The organism is Streptomyces chryseus (assembly GCF_014650755.1).
In the GTDB taxonomy this organism is placed as follows: Bacteria; Actinomycetota; Actinomycetes; order Streptomycetales; family Streptomycetaceae; genus Streptomyces; species Streptomyces chryseus.
Genome location: NZ_BMVO01000019.1, coordinates 26,348 through 42,780, shown reverse-complemented (window position 1 = coordinate 42,780; position 16,433 = coordinate 26,348). Strand labels below are relative to the sequence as shown.

The 16,433-nt window shown below is 73.4% G+C and carries 15 protein-coding genes and 1 tRNA gene; 8 read left to right on the top strand and 8 right to left on the bottom strand.

What is annotated here, in order from left to right; all coding sequences use genetic code 11:
• Window position 1 precedes the first annotated feature (1 nt).
• Window positions 2-922, bottom strand: a complete 921-nt coding sequence (locus tag IE185_RS24145) for a protein kinase family protein (protein WP_189715991.1) — start codon at window positions 920-922, stop codon at window positions 2-4.
• Between the two features lie 229 nt (window positions 923-1,151).
• Here IE185_RS24145 and IE185_RS24140 point away from each other — a divergent pair, with 229 nt between their 5' ends.
• Window positions 1,152-2,417: a lactonase family protein gene (locus IE185_RS24140; RefSeq protein WP_189715989.1), complete on the top strand. Its 1,266-nt coding sequence runs from the start codon at window positions 1,152-1,154 to the stop codon at window positions 2,415-2,417.
• A gap of 30 nt (window positions 2,418-2,447) precedes the next feature.
• Here IE185_RS24140 and IE185_RS24135 read toward each other — a convergent pair.
• Window positions 2,448-2,519: transfer RNA gene (locus IE185_RS24135), tRNA-Cys, on the bottom strand.
• Window positions 2,520-2,697: 178 nt separating this feature from the next.
• On the opposite strand from IE185_RS24135, the gene IE185_RS24130 reads away from it, so the two are divergent.
• The 4 genes from IE185_RS24130 (at window position 2,698) to IE185_RS24115 (ending at window position 8,000) form a co-directional block, all read left to right on the top strand.
• Window positions 2,698-4,161, top strand: coding sequence for an MFS transporter (locus IE185_RS24130; protein WP_138897283.1), 1,464 nt, complete (start codon window positions 2,698-2,700; stop codon window positions 4,159-4,161).
• 145 nt (window positions 4,162-4,306) lie between these two features.
• Window positions 4,307-6,088 (top strand): DEAD/DEAH box helicase, encoded by a 1,782-nt coding sequence (locus tag IE185_RS24125; protein WP_138897284.1) that lies wholly within the window; start codon window positions 4,307-4,309, stop codon window positions 6,086-6,088.
• Window positions 6,089-6,414: 326 nt separating this feature from the next.
• A complete protein-coding gene (locus IE185_RS24120; protein WP_138897285.1) occupies window positions 6,415-7,056 on the top strand; it encodes an IclR family transcriptional regulator in 642 nt (213 codons plus the stop codon).
• 152 nt (window positions 7,057-7,208) lie between these two features.
• Complete coding sequence (locus tag IE185_RS24115; protein ID WP_138897286.1) at window positions 7,209-8,000, top strand: S16 family serine protease; 792 nt, start codon at window positions 7,209-7,211, stop codon at window positions 7,998-8,000.
• Here the strand turns inward: IE185_RS24115 and IE185_RS24110 are convergent.
• From IE185_RS24110 to IE185_RS24095, 4 genes are all read right to left on the bottom strand, one after another.
• The gene (locus tag IE185_RS24110) at window positions 7,936-9,246 is read right to left on the bottom strand and encodes an MFS transporter (RefSeq protein ID WP_189715987.1); all 1,311 of its coding nucleotides are present in this window, start codon (window positions 9,244-9,246) and stop codon (window positions 7,936-7,938) included. The two genes, IE185_RS24115 and IE185_RS24110, sit on opposite strands and share 65 nt — an antisense overlap.
• On the bottom strand, window positions 9,243-9,443 hold the full coding sequence (locus tag IE185_RS24105) for a hypothetical protein (protein WP_189715985.1): 201 nt from the start codon (window positions 9,441-9,443) through the stop codon (window positions 9,243-9,245). The genes IE185_RS24110 and IE185_RS24105 overlap by 4 nt, the downstream gene beginning before the upstream one ends.
• A gap of 15 nt (window positions 9,444-9,458) precedes the next feature.
• Window positions 9,459-10,061 (bottom strand): ArsR/SmtB family transcription factor, encoded by a 603-nt coding sequence (locus IE185_RS24100; RefSeq protein ID WP_189715983.1) that lies wholly within the window; start codon window positions 10,059-10,061, stop codon window positions 9,459-9,461.
• Window positions 10,062-10,185: 124 nt separating this feature from the next.
• Complete coding sequence (locus IE185_RS24095) at window positions 10,186-10,671, bottom strand: Lrp/AsnC family transcriptional regulator (RefSeq protein WP_138897649.1); 486 nt, start codon at window positions 10,669-10,671, stop codon at window positions 10,186-10,188.
• A gap of 144 nt (window positions 10,672-10,815) precedes the next feature.
• Here IE185_RS24095 and hppD point away from each other — a divergent pair, with 144 nt between their 5' ends.
• Window positions 10,816-11,964, top strand: coding sequence for a 4-hydroxyphenylpyruvate dioxygenase (hppD, locus tag IE185_RS24090; protein ID WP_138897650.1), 1,149 nt, complete (start codon window positions 10,816-10,818; stop codon window positions 11,962-11,964).
• A gap of 138 nt (window positions 11,965-12,102) precedes the next feature.
• A complete protein-coding gene (locus tag IE185_RS24085) occupies window positions 12,103-12,984 on the top strand; it encodes a phage baseplate protein (protein ID WP_229843666.1) in 882 nt (293 codons plus the stop codon).
• Window positions 12,985-13,039: 55 nt separating this feature from the next.
• On the opposite strand, the gene IE185_RS24080 is transcribed toward IE185_RS24085, so the two are convergent.
• Window positions 13,040-14,431, bottom strand: coding sequence for a tetratricopeptide repeat protein (locus tag IE185_RS24080; protein WP_138897652.1), 1,392 nt, complete (start codon window positions 14,429-14,431; stop codon window positions 13,040-13,042).
• A gap of 97 nt (window positions 14,432-14,528) precedes the next feature.
• On the opposite strand from IE185_RS24080, the gene IE185_RS24075 reads away from it, so the two are divergent.
• Window positions 14,529-15,896: an FAD-binding oxidoreductase gene (locus tag IE185_RS24075; protein WP_138897653.1), complete on the top strand. Its 1,368-nt coding sequence runs from the start codon at window positions 14,529-14,531 to the stop codon at window positions 15,894-15,896.
• Between the two features lie 14 nt (window positions 15,897-15,910).
• On the opposite strand, the gene IE185_RS24070 is transcribed toward IE185_RS24075, so the two are convergent.
• Window positions 15,911-16,387, bottom strand: coding sequence for an SsgA family sporulation/cell division regulator (locus IE185_RS24070; RefSeq protein ID WP_138897654.1), 477 nt, complete (start codon window positions 16,385-16,387; stop codon window positions 15,911-15,913).
• Window positions 16,388-16,433: the final 46 nt, after the last annotated feature.

Sequence of the window (16,433 nt, the reverse complement as noted above, 5' to 3'; positions counted from 1 at the left end):
GTCAGTGGTTTCCGTGGGCAGGGACGGGGAGTTCGGCGGCGAGAACGACGGCCGACTGACGGGCGACGGCGGCCACCAGGCGGCCCGGCAGCCAGCCCGCGGGGAGGTACGGGGCGGTGGCGGGGGAGTCGAGCACCGTCGCGCCCGGGCCGGGGGCCGGGGCGCTGGGCGCGAGCTGCTCCAGGAGCCGGACCGCCTGGGGGCGGGCGGCCGGGTCCCTGGACAGGCACGCCGTGACCAGCGGGCGCAGGGACGCGGGGAGTTCGTCGCGGTCCGGCACGGTGTGACCGGTGCTCGCGTACGAGAGCACCGCTCCGAGGCCGTAGATGTCACCCGGGGGGCGCGGGCGTCCGCCGCTCGCCTGCTCGGGTGCGAGCGAGCCCGGGTCGAGGCCGGGGAGGCCACCGCGGTGTTCGCCGTCCGGTCCCGCCGCACGCACCGCTCCGAAGCAGGTGAGGCGCGGCCCGTCGCCGGCCAGCAGTACGGCGGCGGGGGACACGCCGGCGTGGGTCGTGCCCGCCGCGTGCGCGATCGCCAGCGTCTCGGCGAGCGCCGCGCCCAGCGCGCGCACGGTGTGCTCCGGCAACGGCCCGCCGTACACCGCGAGCGCCGTCGCGAGCGGCAGCGCGGGAAGGTACGGACGGGCGTGCCAGGGGAAGGGGGAGGGGCCGGAGCACTCGGTCACGGGAGCCGCCCACGGGCCCAGCAGATAACGGGCGGCCTGGGCCTCGACCACGAAACGCCCCGGGTCCACGCCGTCCAGCGGCGCGCTCACCAGCACCGTACGGTCGCCGTCCGCGCTCCGGGCGATGAAGCGGTGCTCCGGGACGGGCGGGGCGCCGGACCCGCCGGCCGAGTCGAGGCGGGTGATCAGGGTGTACGGGCCGATGCGCCGCCCGTTGCCCGGGCGTGGCCGTTCCATCTGAAAGATCCCCCTTGGTGTGGCATGAGCAGGACGAGCCTACTCACCCTCCGCGTGGACGGTGCTGGTCGGTGCCCGACGACGGCGCCGGCCGCTACGCCGGGCGACGGGAGCGGGAGCGCCCCGGAGCGCGGCCCCTTGTCCCGGCGCACCGGTCCGCGCCACCATGCGACGCGACGACTGCCGCACGACCGGCCGGCGCCGGCCGGCCAGAAGCACGAGGGGCTCCATGGGCGACACGCGTACGGCGACGGGCGGGAACCCGGGCACGGGCACGGACGCCGACGAGGGCGCGGTGGCGCGCGCCCGCACGCCCCCCGCCCACACGGCCCCAGCCGCACCCGGCCTGACCCGCCGTCGGTTCGGCGCGCTGGCCGGCGCCGGGGCCGCGGCGGCCACCCTGGCGGTGCCCGGCAGCGCGCGGGCCGCACCAGGGCCGCGCCGCGCCTACGTGGGCACGTACACCACCCAGCCCGGCGGCGGCACCGGCATCGGCCTCGCCTCGTACCGGCCGCGCACGGGACACCTGGCCTCCACCGGTGTGCTGGCCGGCGTGCGCAACCCCTCCTACCTCGCGCTCGCGCCGGACCGCCGCACCCTGTACGCCGTCGACGAGCGGCCCGACGGCGCGGTCACCGCCGTGCGGGTCGGGACCGGGGCGCCGCCCGGGGTGCTGGGGCGGCCCCGCGCCACCGGCGGCGCGGACCCCTGCCACCTCTCGGTGCACCCCGGCGGACGGTTCCTGCTGACGGCGAACTACACCGGCGGCAGCGTCTCGGTGCACCCCGTCGGGCGCGACGGGGCACTCGGCGAAGCCACCGACGTCGTACGGCACACCGGCTCGGGACCCGACCCCGAGCGGCAGGAGGGCCCGCACGCGCACATGGTGGTCACGGACCCCGGCGGGCGGTACGTCGTCGCCGTCGACCTGGGGACGGACACCCTCCACACCTACCGGCTCGACCCGCGCACCGGGACCCTGCGGGAGCACGCCCGCGCCGCGACGAGGCCCGGCGCGGGACCGCGGCACCTCGCCTTCCACCCCTCCGGGCGGCACGCGTACGTGGTCAACGAGCTGGACAGCACCCTGGTCGCCTGCGGTTACGACGCGCGCGAGGGCATCCTGACCCCCGGCACCCCGCACCCGACCGTGCCGCGCACCGGGCTGGCCGCGCCCACGGAGCGCAACTACCCGGCGGGCGTGGTGGTCTCGCCCGACGGGCGCTTCGTGTACGTCTCCAACCGGGGCCAAGACAGCATCGCGCTCTTCGCCGCCGAGTGCGGCGGCGCGGCGCTGCGGCCGGTGTCCGTCACCCCGTCCGGCGGCTCGTACCCCCGGCACATCGCCCTCGATCCCTCCGGCGGGCTGCTGTTCGCCGCCAACCAGAAGTCGGGCACGGTGACGGCGTTCCGGGTGAACAGGCGCACGGGCCGCCTCACCCCGGCGGGCGCGGCGCTCGCGGCGCCGGTCCCGGTGTGCGTACTGCCGGTGTAGCGCGGGCCGGGAACGTGTCCCGGACGAGGGAGGCCGTGGCGGGAATCGAACCCGCGTAACTCGCTTTGCAGGCGAGTCCCTGAACCACTCGGGCACACGGCCGTGTGCTGATGTCATGACCGTAGGGCGGCGGGGAAAGGCCCTACAAGGGGTCGGCCCGTGCCGCAACGCGACTGCCACACGGCGTTCATGAACCGCCCTCGGTCGTAGGACCAAAGGCCCACCGCCTTCCCGCCGAACGACAGGGTCCATCCAGCGTTTCGCCCCTTACTCTGGGCGAATGACCGCCCTGGAGCCACGCGACGCCGAGGTCGCGCCCGCAGCAGACGAGATACCCGGCGTACCCGAGGAACAGAGCGGCGTTCTCGGCAGGAGCCACCGCGCGCTGAGCGTCGGCATCATCGCCGTCGTCCTGCTGATCGCGTTCGAGGCGACCGCCGTCGGTACGGCCATGCCCGTCGCCGCCCGCGAGCTGAACGGCGTCTCCCTCTACGCCTTCGCCTTCTCCTCGTACTTCACCACCAGCCTCTTCGCCATGGTCCTGTCCGGGCAGTGGGCCGACCGCCGGGGGCCGCTCGCCCCGCTCGCCACCGGCATCAGCGCCTTCGGGGCCGGGCTGCTGCTCTCCGGCACGGCGGACGCGATGTGGCTGTTCATCCTCGGCCGCGCGGTCCAGGGCCTCGGCGGCGGACTCGTGATCGTCGCGCTGTACGTCGTCGTCAGCCGCGCCTACCCGTCCCGGCTGCAGCCCGCGATCCTGGCCGCCTTCGCCGCGAGCTGGGTGGTGCCGTCCGTCGTCGGCCCGCTGGTGTCCGGGACGGTGACCGAGCACCTCGGCTGGCGGTGGGTGTTCGTCGGCATCCCCGCCCTGGTCGTCTTCCCGCTCGCCATCGCCCTGCCCGCGATACGCCGCACGGCCTCCGGCCCCGCCGACCCGGGCGCACCCGTCCCCGCCTTCGACCGCCGCCGCATCCGGCTCGCGCTCGGCATCTCGCTGGGCGCCGGGCTGCTCCAGTACGCGGGCCAGGACCTGCGGTGGCTCTCCCTGCTCCCGGCGGCGGTGGGCGGCGCGCTGCTGGTGCCCGCCGTGCTCGGACTGCTGCCGCGCGGCACGTACGTCGCGGCGCGCGGGCTGCCGTCGGTGGTGCTGCTGCGGGGGATCGCCGCGGGGTCGTTCATCGCGGCGGAGTCCTTCGTCCCGCTGATGCTGGTCACCCAGCGCGGGCTGTCGCCGACGCTGGCCGGGTTCTCGCTCGCGGCCGGCGGGGCGACCTGGGCGCTGGGTTCGTTCGTACAGTCCCGGCCGCGCGTGGAGCCGTACCGCGAGCGGCTGGTGCCCGCCGGGATGGTGCTGGTCGCGGCGGCCATCGCGGCGGCGCCCAGCGTCCTGATCGCCGCCGTGCCGGTGTGGGTGGTCGCGGTCGCGTGGGGCGTCGGCTGCTTCGGCATGGGTTTGGTCATCGCCTCGACGAGCGTGCTGCTGCTCAAGCTGTCGGCCCCGCACGAAGCGGGGTCGAACTCCGCCGCCCTGCAGATCTCCGACGGCCTGTCCAACGTCATGCTCCTGGCCGTCGGCGGCGCGGTCTTCGCGGCCCTGGGCGGCGGCACGGTCGGCGCGGCGCACACGGCGGCCGCCACGTCCGCGTCCCACCCCGCGGCCTTCGCGGCGGTGTTCCTGCCGATGGCGGGGGTCGCGCTGGCCGGAGCGTGGGTGGCGACCAGACTGCGGACGCGGGACGGGTGAAACGCCTCCCGCACGCGTGTGAGGTAGGTCCCACCGGCGGGTCGCCCGGCGGCGTTCGTGGGAGCAGCCGGGCGGGCCGCCGGTAGGGTGGCCCGGTTGCCGTACGTGCCCCCTGTGACCCCGAGAGCCCCGCGAACCGGAGACCGTGACTACTACCGCCTCCCACCACCTCTCACCCGCCTTCCCCGGCCGCGCCCCCTGGGGCACCGCCAACAAGCTGCGCGCCTGGCAGCAGGGGGCGCTGGAGAAGTACATCCAGGACCAGCCGCGCGACTTCCTCGCCGTCGCGACGCCCGGCGCCGGAAAGACGACCTTCGCGCTGACGCTCGCCTCGTGGCTGCTGCACCACCACGTCGTGCAGCAGATCACCGTCGTCGCGCCCACCGAGCACCTCAAGAAGCAGTGGGCGGAGGCAGCGGCCCGTATAGGCATCAAGCTCGACCCGGACTACAGCGCCGGTCCGCTCAGCAAGGAGTACCACGGCGTCGCCGTCACCTACGCGGGTGTCGGCGTGCGCCCGATGCTGCACCGCAACCGGTGCGAGCAGCGCAAGACGCTGGTGATCCTCGACGAGATCCACCACGCCGGTGACTCGAAGTCCTGGGGCGAGGCATGCCAGGAGGCGTTCGACCCGGCGACCCGGCGCCTCGCGCTCACGGGTACGCCGTTCCGGTCCGACACCAACCCCATCCCCTTCGTCGCGTACGAGGAGGGGAACGACGGAATCCGGCGGTCCTCCGCCGACTACACCTACGGCTACGGCAACGCCCTGGCCGACGGCGTCGTGCGGCCCGTCATATTCCTCTCCTACAGCGGCAACATGCGGTGGCGCACCAAGGCCGGCGACGAGATCGCCGCCCGGCTCGGCGAGCCGATGACCAAGGACGCCATCGGGCAGGCCTGGCGCACGGCCCTCGCGCCGACGGGCGAGTGGATCCCGAACGTGCTCGCCGCCGCCGACACCCGGCTGACCGAAGTACGCAAGGGCATCCCGGACGCCGGCGGCCTCGTCATCGCGTCGGACCAGGACACCGCCCGCGAGTACGCCAAGATCCTCAAGAAGATCACCGGCGACCGGCCGACCGTCGTCCTGTCCGACGAGAAGGCCGCCTCGAAGAAGATCGACCAGTTCAGCGCGGACGACTCCCGGTGGATGGTCGCGGTCCGGATGGTGTCCGAAGGCGTCGACGTGCCGAGGCTCGCCGTCGGGGTGTACGCCACGACCATCTCCACGCCGCTGTTCTTCGCCCAGGCCGTCGGGCGCTTCGTACGATCGCGCAGACGCGGCGAGACCGCGTCGGTGTTCGTTCCCACCATTCCGATGCTCCTCGAATTCGCCAACGAGATGGAGGTCGAGCGGGACCACGTCCTCGACAAGCCCAAGAAGGGCAGTGACGAGGAGAACCCGTTCGCGGAGGAGGACAAGCTCCTCGCCGACGCCGAGAAGCTGGAGGACGAGGAGACCGAGGACCAGCTGCCCTTCGAGGCGCTGGAGTCCGACGCCGTCTTCGACCGCGTGCTCTACGACGGCGCCGAGTTCGGCATGCAGGCCCACCCGGGGAGCGAGGAGGAGCAGGACTACCTCGGCATCCCCGGCCTGCTGGAGCCGGACCAGGTGCAGCTCCTGCTCCAGAAGCGCCAGACCCGGCAGATCGCGCACAGCCGCCAGAAGCCGGCCGCCGATGCGGATCTGCTGGAGAAGCCGGCCGAGGCGCGGCCCGTCGTCACGCACAAGCAGCTGCTGGAACTGCGCAAGTCGCTCAACACCATGGTCGGCGCGTACGTCCACCAGACCGGCAAGCCGCACGGCGTGATCCACACCGAGCTGCGGCGCGTCTGCGGCGGCCCGCCGAGCGCCGAGGCCACGGCCGGGCAGCTCCAGGAGCGGATCAAGAAGGTCCAGGAGTGGGCCACCCGGATGCGGTGACGTCCGTACGAACGACGCGAGCGGGGCCCGGAGGATCGTCTCCGGGCCCCGCTCGCGCGTACGGGGCGGAACCTCCAGATCCACCGCCGCCCGCCTCCCGTGCCCCTGTGGATCAACTCCGCGATGCGCGCCCGGATTCTGGACGAGGTCTTCCGCTGAGCGGAGTCCGTCGCTACCTTTCCCGCAACGCATACGCCCCGTGGCAGAGCCGCCCCGGAGCGCAGCCGGTGCCATGGCCTGCCGGCGGCCTCTGCGCGCGACGCCGAAGGGACCGGCGGCGCACAGCGTGAGAGAGCCGCCGCACTCACCACAGAGGAGTGGGCGTCGTGACCGCGGAAACCTCCCAGACGCTCGACCGGGGACTTCGTGTCCTCAAGCTGCTTTCCGACACGGACCACGGTCTGACCGTCACCGAGCTCTCCAACAAGCTCGGCGTGAACCGCACCGTCGTCTACCGGCTGCTCGCCACCCTGGAGCAGCACGCGCTCGTACGCCGCGACCTGGGCGGACGTGCCCGCGTCGGCCTCGGCGTGCTGCGCCTGGGCCGTCAGGTCCATCCGCTCGTACGGGAGGCCGCCCTGCCCGCGCTGCGCTCGCTCGCCGAGGACATAGGCGCCACCGCGCACCTGACCCTGGTCGACGGCACGGAGGCGCTCGCGGTCGCGGTCGTCGAGCCGACGTGGACGGACTACCACGTGGCCTACCGCACCGGCTTCCGCCACCCCCTGGACCGGGGCGCGGCCGGCAAGGCCATACTCGCCGCCCGCCAGGGCGCGCTCGCGGTCGACGGTTTCACCCTCACCCACGGCGAACTGGAGGCGGGCGCGAGCGGCGCGGCGGCTCCGCTGGTCGGCATCACCGGCCTCGAAGGCAGTGTCGGCGTGGTCATGCTGGCCGATTCGGTGCCCGAGCGCGTCGGCCCGCGCGTGGTCGACGCGGCCCGCGAGGTCGCCGACGCCCTGCGGTGAGCCCCGCCGCCCGCCGGCCGGAGACCACCGCAACGGCTCGCGGCCCGCGCGGTGGTGCCGGCGGCGTACGCGGGAGACTCCGCCCCACGGTGGGGGCGGCGGTGCGAGAGGTGCACGCGGGGAGAAGAGCACGCGCCCACTAGATTGGGGGCGTGCTCTCACGTCTCTCCCGTCCCCGTGCCCTCGCCGTCTGCGCGGCCCCCGTGCTCGCGCTCCTCGCCGTGGCCGTCTTCGCGCCGCTGCCGTACGTCCTGGCGCAGCCCGGCAGTACCGCGAACGTCCTGGGTGACGACAAGGGCAAGCCGGTGATCACCATTTCCGGGGCCCCGGTCCGCGAGACCACCGGGCAGCTGCGGATGACCACGATCGTGGCGACCGGCCCGTCCGTCGACATCGACCTGGGGCAGGTCGTCGACGCCTGGTTCAGGACCGACCGGGCCGTGCTGCCCAAGGAGGCGGTCTACCCCACCGGCGGCACCGACGCCGAGATCGAGAAGCACAACGTGGCGGAGATGGAGCAGTCGCAGGAGACCGCCGTCGACGCGGCACTCGGCTACCTCGACAAGAGTCCCGACCGGGTGAAGGTCGATCTCAACCTCGCCGACATCGGCGGTCCGAGCGCCGGCCTCCTCTTCTCCCTCGGCATCGTGAACAAGCTGGACGGAAACGGCGCGGGCGGTGACCTCACCGGCGGACGCACCATCGCCGGTACGGGCACGATCACCTCCGGCGGGGACGTGGGCCCGGTCGGCGGCGTACCGCTCAAGACGCAGGCGGCCGGGCGCGACGGGGCCACGGTCTTCCTCGTACCGAAGGACGAGTGCGCGCAGGCCGAGGCCGAGAAGCCCGCGGGGCTGCGGCTGGTGCCGGTGACGACCCTCAAGGACGCGGTGCGGGCGCTGGTCGCCCTGGAGACGAAGGGCGCGAAGGTTCCGAGCTGCTGAGCGGCCCGCCGGCCGGTACGGCGTCCATCGCCCGCCAGGACGGGAAGAGCGCCGGGCTCAGCGTGGCCAGGAAGTACGCCCCGCCCACGACCAGCAGCGCCGTGACCAGCCCTGCTTCCTCGACCAGCAGGCCCGCCGCGAGACCGCCCAGCGGCATCGTCAGCTCGCAGCCGGCCGTGGTCACGCCGCCGACGCGGCTGCGCAGCTCCTGGGGGACGCGTTCGTACGTCACCGTCGTCAGGATGGGGTTGAGCATCCCGGCGGCCAGACCGCCCGCCGCCATCGTGACGGCCAGCGCGGCCGTCCCGTCCACCAGTGCGGCGACGACGAAGCGCGGCAGCCCGCAGACCAGGAACGCGACGGTGAAGACGGCCCGGCGCGGGAAGCGCTCGCCGACCGCGCCGTAGAGCAGGGCGCCGAGCAGCGCGCAGCCGCCGAAGATCGCGGTGAGCATGCCGAGGTCGCTCGCGCCGCCCAGGTTCTCCTTGGCGTGGACGGGCAGGAGCACCGAACTCCAGCCCTGGTCGAGGCCGTTGGTGAGCATCACCATCAGGACCACGGCCAGCAGGAGGCGGTGGCGCAGCAGGAAGACGTACCCCTCGCGCAGTTCCGTGCGGTACGTCGTGAACGACACCGGCGCCGCGGCTTTTTGCGGCTCGGCCGCCCGTACGCCCCGCACTCCGCCCGCGACCAGCAGCGCCGACACGGCGAACGTCACCGCGTCGAGCAGCAGTACCGCCTCCGCCCCGAGCACCGCGATCAGTACGCCGGCGAGCGCGGCGCCGATCATGCGGGCCCCGCGCGAGACGCCCTCGAAGAGACTGGCGGCGCGGGCGAGGGTGGTGCCGGCGTGGGCGGCGAGGTCGGGGACCAGGACGTAACGGGCGGTCATGCCGGGTGTGTGGGCGAGGCCGCCCAGCGCCATCAGGGCGCACAGCATCCAGAACTCCAGCGCCCCGGCCCAGTGCAGCAGTGGGATCGCGCCGACGGCGAGCCCGCACACCAGGTCGGAGGCGACGGAGACCCGGCGGCGGCCGATCCGGTCGATGAACGGTCCGCCGACGAGCGCGGAGACGACGACCGGCAGCGTCGCGCAGAAGGCGACGACGCCCGCGCGGCCGGCGCTGCCCGTGGTGTCGAGGACGAACCACGGGACGCCGATCATCGTGAGCGAAGTGCCGGCGATGGAGACCGTGTTGGCGGCCAGTACGGCCGCGAATGGTTTTCGTCCCCCCTGAGCGGTCATGCGATACGGGCGGGCCGGGCGGGCGGGTGCTGGGCGAGGCGCAGGCCCAGCTCGACCATGGTCCAGCCGAGGCGGGTGCGCAGGGTGCGCAGGGCGCGGCGGGACTCGGGGCGGGAAGCGCGGGCGTACTCGGCGGCCTGGGCGTGCAGTTCGCCGGCGCGCTGGTGGTGGAGGCGCAGGTGCGTGTCGGGGTGCATGGCGGGCGGTTCCTCTCAGTCCGTGGGGCGGCGGGGGAACGAGTGGGTGTGCAGGCGGACTTGGGCGGAGCCCTCGTCGGACAGTCCGTGGTAGCTGACGATGAGCGCGTGCATCTTCTCGTTCAGCTCCCTCAGCTGCTCGGGGGTGAGCTGGAGCGTGAAGTCGCTCATGTCCGAGCTGCCGGCCCATTCCTCGGGCCATTCGCGCGAGGTGGCGAGCCAGGTGCCGAGCTCCTGGGTGTGGATGTTCGCGATCTCGTGCAGGAAGAGGTCGGCGGCGCCGCGCACCGCCGGATCGGGGCTGTTGTGCAGTTCCCTGCTGAAGGTGGTCCCCTCCTGCGCCGCCTTCCACCACCGCTCGCGGCCCTTGCCGCGCTGCGGGTCGTCCTCGACGAAGCCGTGGGCAGCGAGCTGGCGCAGGTGGTAGCTGGTGGCGCCGCTGGACTCGCCGAGGCGCTCGGCCAGTTGGGAGGCGGTGGCGGGGCCGTCGTGGCGCAACGACTTCAGGAGCTGGATGCGCAGGGGGTGGGCGAGGCCGCGCAGGGAACGGGCGTCCAGGACGCGGGACTTGGCCGCCTCCGGGTCGGTGCGCGGGTCGGGTCCGGGCTCGGTGGGCATGCCACGACCCTAGGCTTGCAAAGACAGCTTTGCAAGCACTTCATTGCAACCTCTTCTTTGCATGTCCCGCGATGCGGGCGGTGTGGGTGGTGCCCGGTGCTGCCCGCGCCCGCCGTCCCGCGCCTCAGCCGGCCCCGTCCACCGCGGCCTGCTCGACCAGCGGGATGATCCGCAGCGGCACGGGGTTCTCCATGACGATCGCCGTGGAGGCCCGCACGATGCCCTCGAAGCCGACGACCCGGTCGATCACCCGCTGCAGATCGGCGTTCGAGCGGGCGACGAGGCGGCACAGCATGTCGCCGTGCCCGGTGGTGGTGTGCAGCTCCAGCACCTCGGGCACCGTCGTCAGATGCGCCCGTACGTCGGCCCCCTGGCCCTGCTTGATCTCCAGGGTCGCGAACGCCGTCACCGGATAGCCGAGCGCGGCCGGGTCGACGTCCGGCCCGAAGCCGCGGATCACCCCGTTGGACTGAAGCCGGTCCATCCGTGCCTGCACGGTCCCGCGCGCCACCCCGAGGCGGCGCGAGGCCTCCAGCACGCCGATGCGCGGCTCGCGCGCCAGCAGCACGATGAGCCGGCCGTCGAGTTCGTCGATACCGTCGGTGGGCATGGGCGCCGCCTGCTTCCCGGAACCTCGCGATGACTCTGGTCATCCTGTACAGATCGCCCCTTCATTCTGGCGTTCCGGTAGGCAGATTGCCCAGTGGTTCCGCGAACTATTGCGCAGCTTGCGATACGGAGAGAGTCTGCCGCCATGACTGAGACCACGCAGCACACCACCCCCAGCACCGCGCGCGAGGCCGACCCCTTCCCGGTCAAGGGAATGGACGCGGTCGTCTTCGCCGTCGGAAACGCCAAGCAGGCCGCGCACTACTACTCGACGGCCTTCGGCATGAAGCTCGTCGCCTACTCCGGACCGGAGAACGGCAGCCGCGAGACCGCGAGTTACGTCCTGACCAACGGCGCCGCGCGCTTCGTCCTCACCTCCGTCATCAAGCCCTCCACCGACCGGGGCCGTTTCCTCGCCGACCACGTCGCCGAGCACGGCGACGGCGTCGTCGACCTGGCCATCGAGGTCCCGGACGCCCGTGCCGCGTACGCCTACGCCGTCGAGCACGGGGCGCGCGGCATCGAGGAGCCGCACGAGGTCAAGGACGAGCACGGCGTCGTCGTCCTGGCCGCGATCGCGACGTACGGCAAGACCCGGCACACCCTCGTCGACCGATCCGGTTACGACGGCCCGTACCTCCCCGGCTTCGTCGCCGTCGATCCGATGGTCGAGCCGCCGGCCAAGCGCACCTTCCAGGCGATCGACCACTGCGTCGGCAACGTCGAGCTCGGCAAGATGAACGAGTGGGTCGCCTTCTACAACAAGGTCATGGGCTTCACCAACATGAAGGAGTTCGTGGGTGACGACATCGCCACCGAGTACTCCGCCCTCATGTCGAAGGTCGTCGCGGACGGCACCCTGAAGGTGAAGTTCCCGATCAACGAGCCCGCGATCGCGAAGAAGAAGTCGCAGATCGACGAGTACCTGGAGTTCTACGGCGGCGCGGGCGTCCAGCACATCGCGCTCGCCACGAACGACATCGTCGCGACCGTGCGCAGCATGCGGGCCAACGGGGTCCAGTTCCTGGACACCCCCGACTCGTACTACGACACCCTCGGCGAGTGGGCCGGCGAGACCCGGGTGCCGGTGGAGACACTGCGCGAGCTGAAGATCCTCGTCGACCGCGACGAGGACGGCTACCTCCTGCAGATCTTCACCAAGCCGGTCCAGGACCGGCCGACCGTCTTCTTCGAGATGATCGAGCGGCACGGCTCGATGGGCTTCGGCAAGGGCAACTTCAAGGCCCTCTTCGAGGCGATCGAGCGTGAGCAGGAGAAGCGCGGCAACCTCTGAGACCGCGCCGCGCGTGCTTCCTGTGCCGCGTGTGCGGCTCCGCGCGCCCCTGACGGGGGGTGCGCGGGGTCGCTATCGTGAGTCATGGCCATGACTAGTGTCAGTGCGAGCACGAGTGATGAGCGCATCGACTTGGCGGTGCCGTCGAAGAGATGGCACTGGAAGAAGAGGCTCGGACACACCACCGTCCTCCAGTCCTTCGCCTTCGACGACTCCCGGCAGCGGCTGTACGTCCTGCAGGTCATGCAGGGCGGCATCAGGCTCCCCGGCGAGTCCCGCGCGTACACCGGCACGGAGCGGCGCCGGCGCGGCGACATGTGCCTGAACCGGCTCGACCTCAAGGGCGCCCGGCTGGGGCACATGTACCTGCTCGGCCACGGGCACGGCGTCGGCATGGGCGTCGAGCGGGACGCGGCCGGCGCGACCTGGATCTGGACCGAGTCGGACGGGCGGGCGGCGGACAGCGGGGCCTTCGGGCGCGGCATCACCCGGTTCCGGTTCAAGGACCGGCAGGTGCGGCGCGGTTCGGCCGAGACCACCCGCTACCCGGTCCCCGGCTCGACCGCGAACCAGCCGTCCGTCGACATGAGCCGCAAGCGGATCGCCGTCCGCCACCGCGTCGACGGCGAGGTCCGCTACCGCGTCTTCCCGCTGGCCCGCGCCGTCGCGGGCGACTTCTCCGAGCCCCTGCACGACTTCGCACAGGCCCCCGCGCACCCCGACCCGGACATCGACTTCCAGGGCTTCGCGCTGTACGGCAACTACCTCTACCAGCTCGCCGGCGAACCGTACGGAACCGGCAACCCCCGCTCCGGCCACGGCAACGCGTACGTCTCCTGCGTCGACGTCCGCACCGGCGAGATGGTCCAGCGGACCCGTACGAAGGCCGGCTACTCCCTCGACTACCGGGAGCCGGAAGGTCTCGCCGTACGGCGCACCGGCAAGCCCCGGCTCTGCATGGGCTTCGCCTCGGGGGAGGCGGGCGCCCGCCGGTACTCGATCTACTACAAGCAGGGATGACCGCACCGGCTCCGCCCGCCACGGCCGCCCCGGGGACGCGGCACGCGCGGCCGGCTCAGCGGCGGGTGCCCCGGTGCGGGGGGTCGCCGAGGGCGTGCAGCATCTCGCGGGCCTTCGGCGCCAGCAGCGGGGAGAACGCCGGGTTGATCCGCAGCGCCTCCTCCAGATGCCGCCGCGCCGCGCCGTACTTGCGCACCTCGCGCTCGATCATGGCCAAGTGGCAGAAGAACCGGGCGTCGCGCAGGCCCTGCTCCGTCGCCTCGCGGGCGTACTTCAGAGCCTCCTTGTTGTTCTTCGCGCCGCCGCTGCGATGCAGCGCCCACGCCAGGCCGTCCGCGACATGCGCGTTCGGGTGGCGCCGCCACTCCGCCCGCAGCCGCCGCACCGCCGCGGCCGGATCACCGTGGTCCGCGTCGAGCCGTGCCAACAGCAGTTCGTCGCGCCTGCCGCCGAGCTTGCGGCGCAGCGCCACGGCTTCCCGTACGAACGCGTACTGCTCCTTCGCCTCGCCCTCGCGGCCCTGGGACTCCAGCAGTTCGCCGTACTCCAGGTGCAGTTCCGGCAGGGGTACGTCCGCGAGCGCCGCACGGTAGTCGACCTCCGCGTCGGCCGGCCGGCCCAGCGCCGCCATGACCCGCGCGCGGCCCGCCCGCGCCCTGCCGTAACCGGGATCGGTGCGCAGAGCGGCCTCGTAGTGGCCCAGAGCCTCCTGCGGCTCGCCGCGTTCCCACGCCAGCTCGCCCAGGGCGTGCAGCCCCGTCACCCGCTCCGCGGCGGAGCCCGCCAGAGCCGTCGCGTCGGCCAGCGTCGCCGCCGCGTCCTCCCGCCAGCCCCGGCTGCGGTACACCTCCGCCGCCAGGCGCCGCGCCGCGGCCCCCGGGCGCAGCGCCGTCAGCTTCTCCACCGCTTCGGCGGCGGCGGCCTGTTGGCCGAGCTGCGTGTACGCGCCGATCAGGACCGGGTACACCGTCCAGCGCCTCGGTGACCGCTTGCGGACCGCCTCGCCCCACTTCTTCGCCGCGCGGTGGTCGCCACGGGCGTGGGCGAGCGCGGCGAGGCCGACGAGGGCGTCGGGGTTCGCCTTCGGGCGTACGGACAGCGAGTGCCGCAGCGCCATCTCCGCCCGGGGGAAGTCGTTGGCGTCGGCCGTCCAGCGGCCCCGCTCCAGGTACGCGGAGCCGAGCACCGACCAGGAGCGCTCGTCCTCGGGGTGCGCGCGCAGCCAGGACTCGCGCTCGCCGATGAGCGCCGTCAGGTCGGCGGGGGAGGCGGGCGCCCCGGCACCCACGGCCTCGACGGCGGCCATCGCCCGCCCCACCGGCCCCGGCGCCGGCGGCGGACGTTCGCCCAGCCACTGCGCGGTGAGCACCCCCGCGACGACCAGCACCGCCACGCCCGCGAGCACGGCGCGCGGCCACCGCCGCTTCGCCCGCTGTTCGGTCTCCATGCCGCTCACTGTGCGCCAGTACTACGAGCGCGTCCGGACCCGCGAAGCGGATCGGCGACGGGTTCACACCGATGGCCCCGAGTGACACGCTGGGACCATGGACGATCTTCTCGAACGGCTGCGCGCGGGCCTCCCGGCAGAGACGCTGATCACCGATCCGGACGTCATGGCGTCGTACGTCCACGACATGGCGGGATTCTGCGCGGCGGGCACCCCCGCCGTCGTGGTCCTGCCGCGCACCGTCGAGCAGGTCCAGCACGTCATGCGCACCGCGACGGCGCTGCGCGTGCCGGTGGTGCCGCAGGGCGCCCGGACGGGGCTGTCCGGCGCGGCGAACGCGAGCGACGGCTGTGTCGTGCTGTCGCTGGTGCGGATGGACCGGATCCTGGAGATCAGCGCGGTCGACCGGATCGCCGTGGTCGAGCCGGGTGTGATCAACGCGGTCCTGTCGCGGGCCGTGGCCGAGCAGGGTCTCTCCTACCCTCCCGACCCGTCCAGTTGGGAGATGTGCACCATCGGCGGGAACATCGGCACCGCCGCGGGCGGGCTGTGCTGCGTGAAGTACGGCGTGACCGCCGAGTACGTGCTGGGACTGGACGTCGTACTCGCCGACGGCCGGCTCCTGCGCACGGGGCGCCGCACGGCCAAGGGCGTCGCGGGCTACGACCTCACCCGGCTCTTCGTCGGCGCGGAAGGCACCCTCGGCATCGTCGTCAAGGCGGTGCTCGCGCTGAAGCCCGCCCCGCCCCGGCAGCTCGTCCTCGCCGCCGAGTTCCCGTCCGCGGCCGCCGCCTGCGACGCGGTGTGCGCGATCATGGCGCGCGGTCACGCCCCCTCGCTGCTGGAACTCATGGACCGTACGACCCTGCGCGCCGTCAACAAGATGGCCAACATGGGCCTGCCCGAGTCCACCGAGGCACTCCTGCTCGCCGCCTTCGACACCGCGGACCCGGCCGCCGACCTCGCCGCCGTCGGGGAGCTGTGCACCGCCGCCGGCGCGGTCGCGGTGGTCCCCGCCGACGACGTCGCCGAGTCCGAACTGCTGCTCCAGGCGCGGCGGATGTCCCTGACGGCGCTGGAGGCGGTCAAGTCCGCGACGATGATCGACGACGTGTGCGTGCCGCGCTCGAAGCTCGGCGCGATGCTTGAGGGCACCGCCGCCGTCGCGGAGAAGTACGACCTGGTCATCGGCGTGTGCGCGCACGCGGGCGACGGCAACACGCACCCGGTGGTCTGCTTCGACCACCTGGACGAGGACGAGTCGCGGCGCGCCCGCGAGTCCTTCGACGAGATCATGGCGCTCGGCCTGGAACTCGGCGGCACCATCACCGGCGAGCACGGAGTCGGCGTACTGAAGCGGGACTGGCTGGCCAGGGAACTGGGGCCGGTCGGACTGGAGTTGCAGCGGTCCGTCAAGGCGGCCTTCGATCCGCTCGGCCTCCTCAACCCGGGCAAGGTCCTCTGAGCCCCGGCGCCGCCTCACGCCTCGCCCCCGCCGGACTCGTCCGACGGCCACGGTTCGCTCAGCCACAGGTCGTCGGCCGGGGTCGGCGTCAGCAGCCGGGCCAGCGCCTCGTCCATGCCGAGCCGCCCGGACTCCGTCCCCGGCGGGACCGCCAGCAGCGTCCGCTCCAGCCAGGCGGACACGACGGGGGACGGCGCCTCCAGCAGGGCGTCCCCGTCGGGCGACGTCAGCGCCACGCAGACCACGCTGCGCGCGTCGATCTTGGTGGGCCAGATCCGTACGTCGCCGTGGCCGCACGGCCGGAACACCCCCTCGACCAGCAGCTCGCGGGCGAACGTCCAGCCGACCGGGGCGTCCGAGCCGACGTGGAAGGTGATGTGCACGGCGTACGGGTCGTCCGTGCGGTAGGTCAGCCGGGCCGGCACGGGGATGCTGCGCTCGGGCGAGAGCACCAGGTTCAGTTCGAGTTCGCGTTCCACCACGGTGTGCATCGGATCGTCCGTTCCTCTCCGGTCGGGCGGCCCCTTGGGCGGGCCT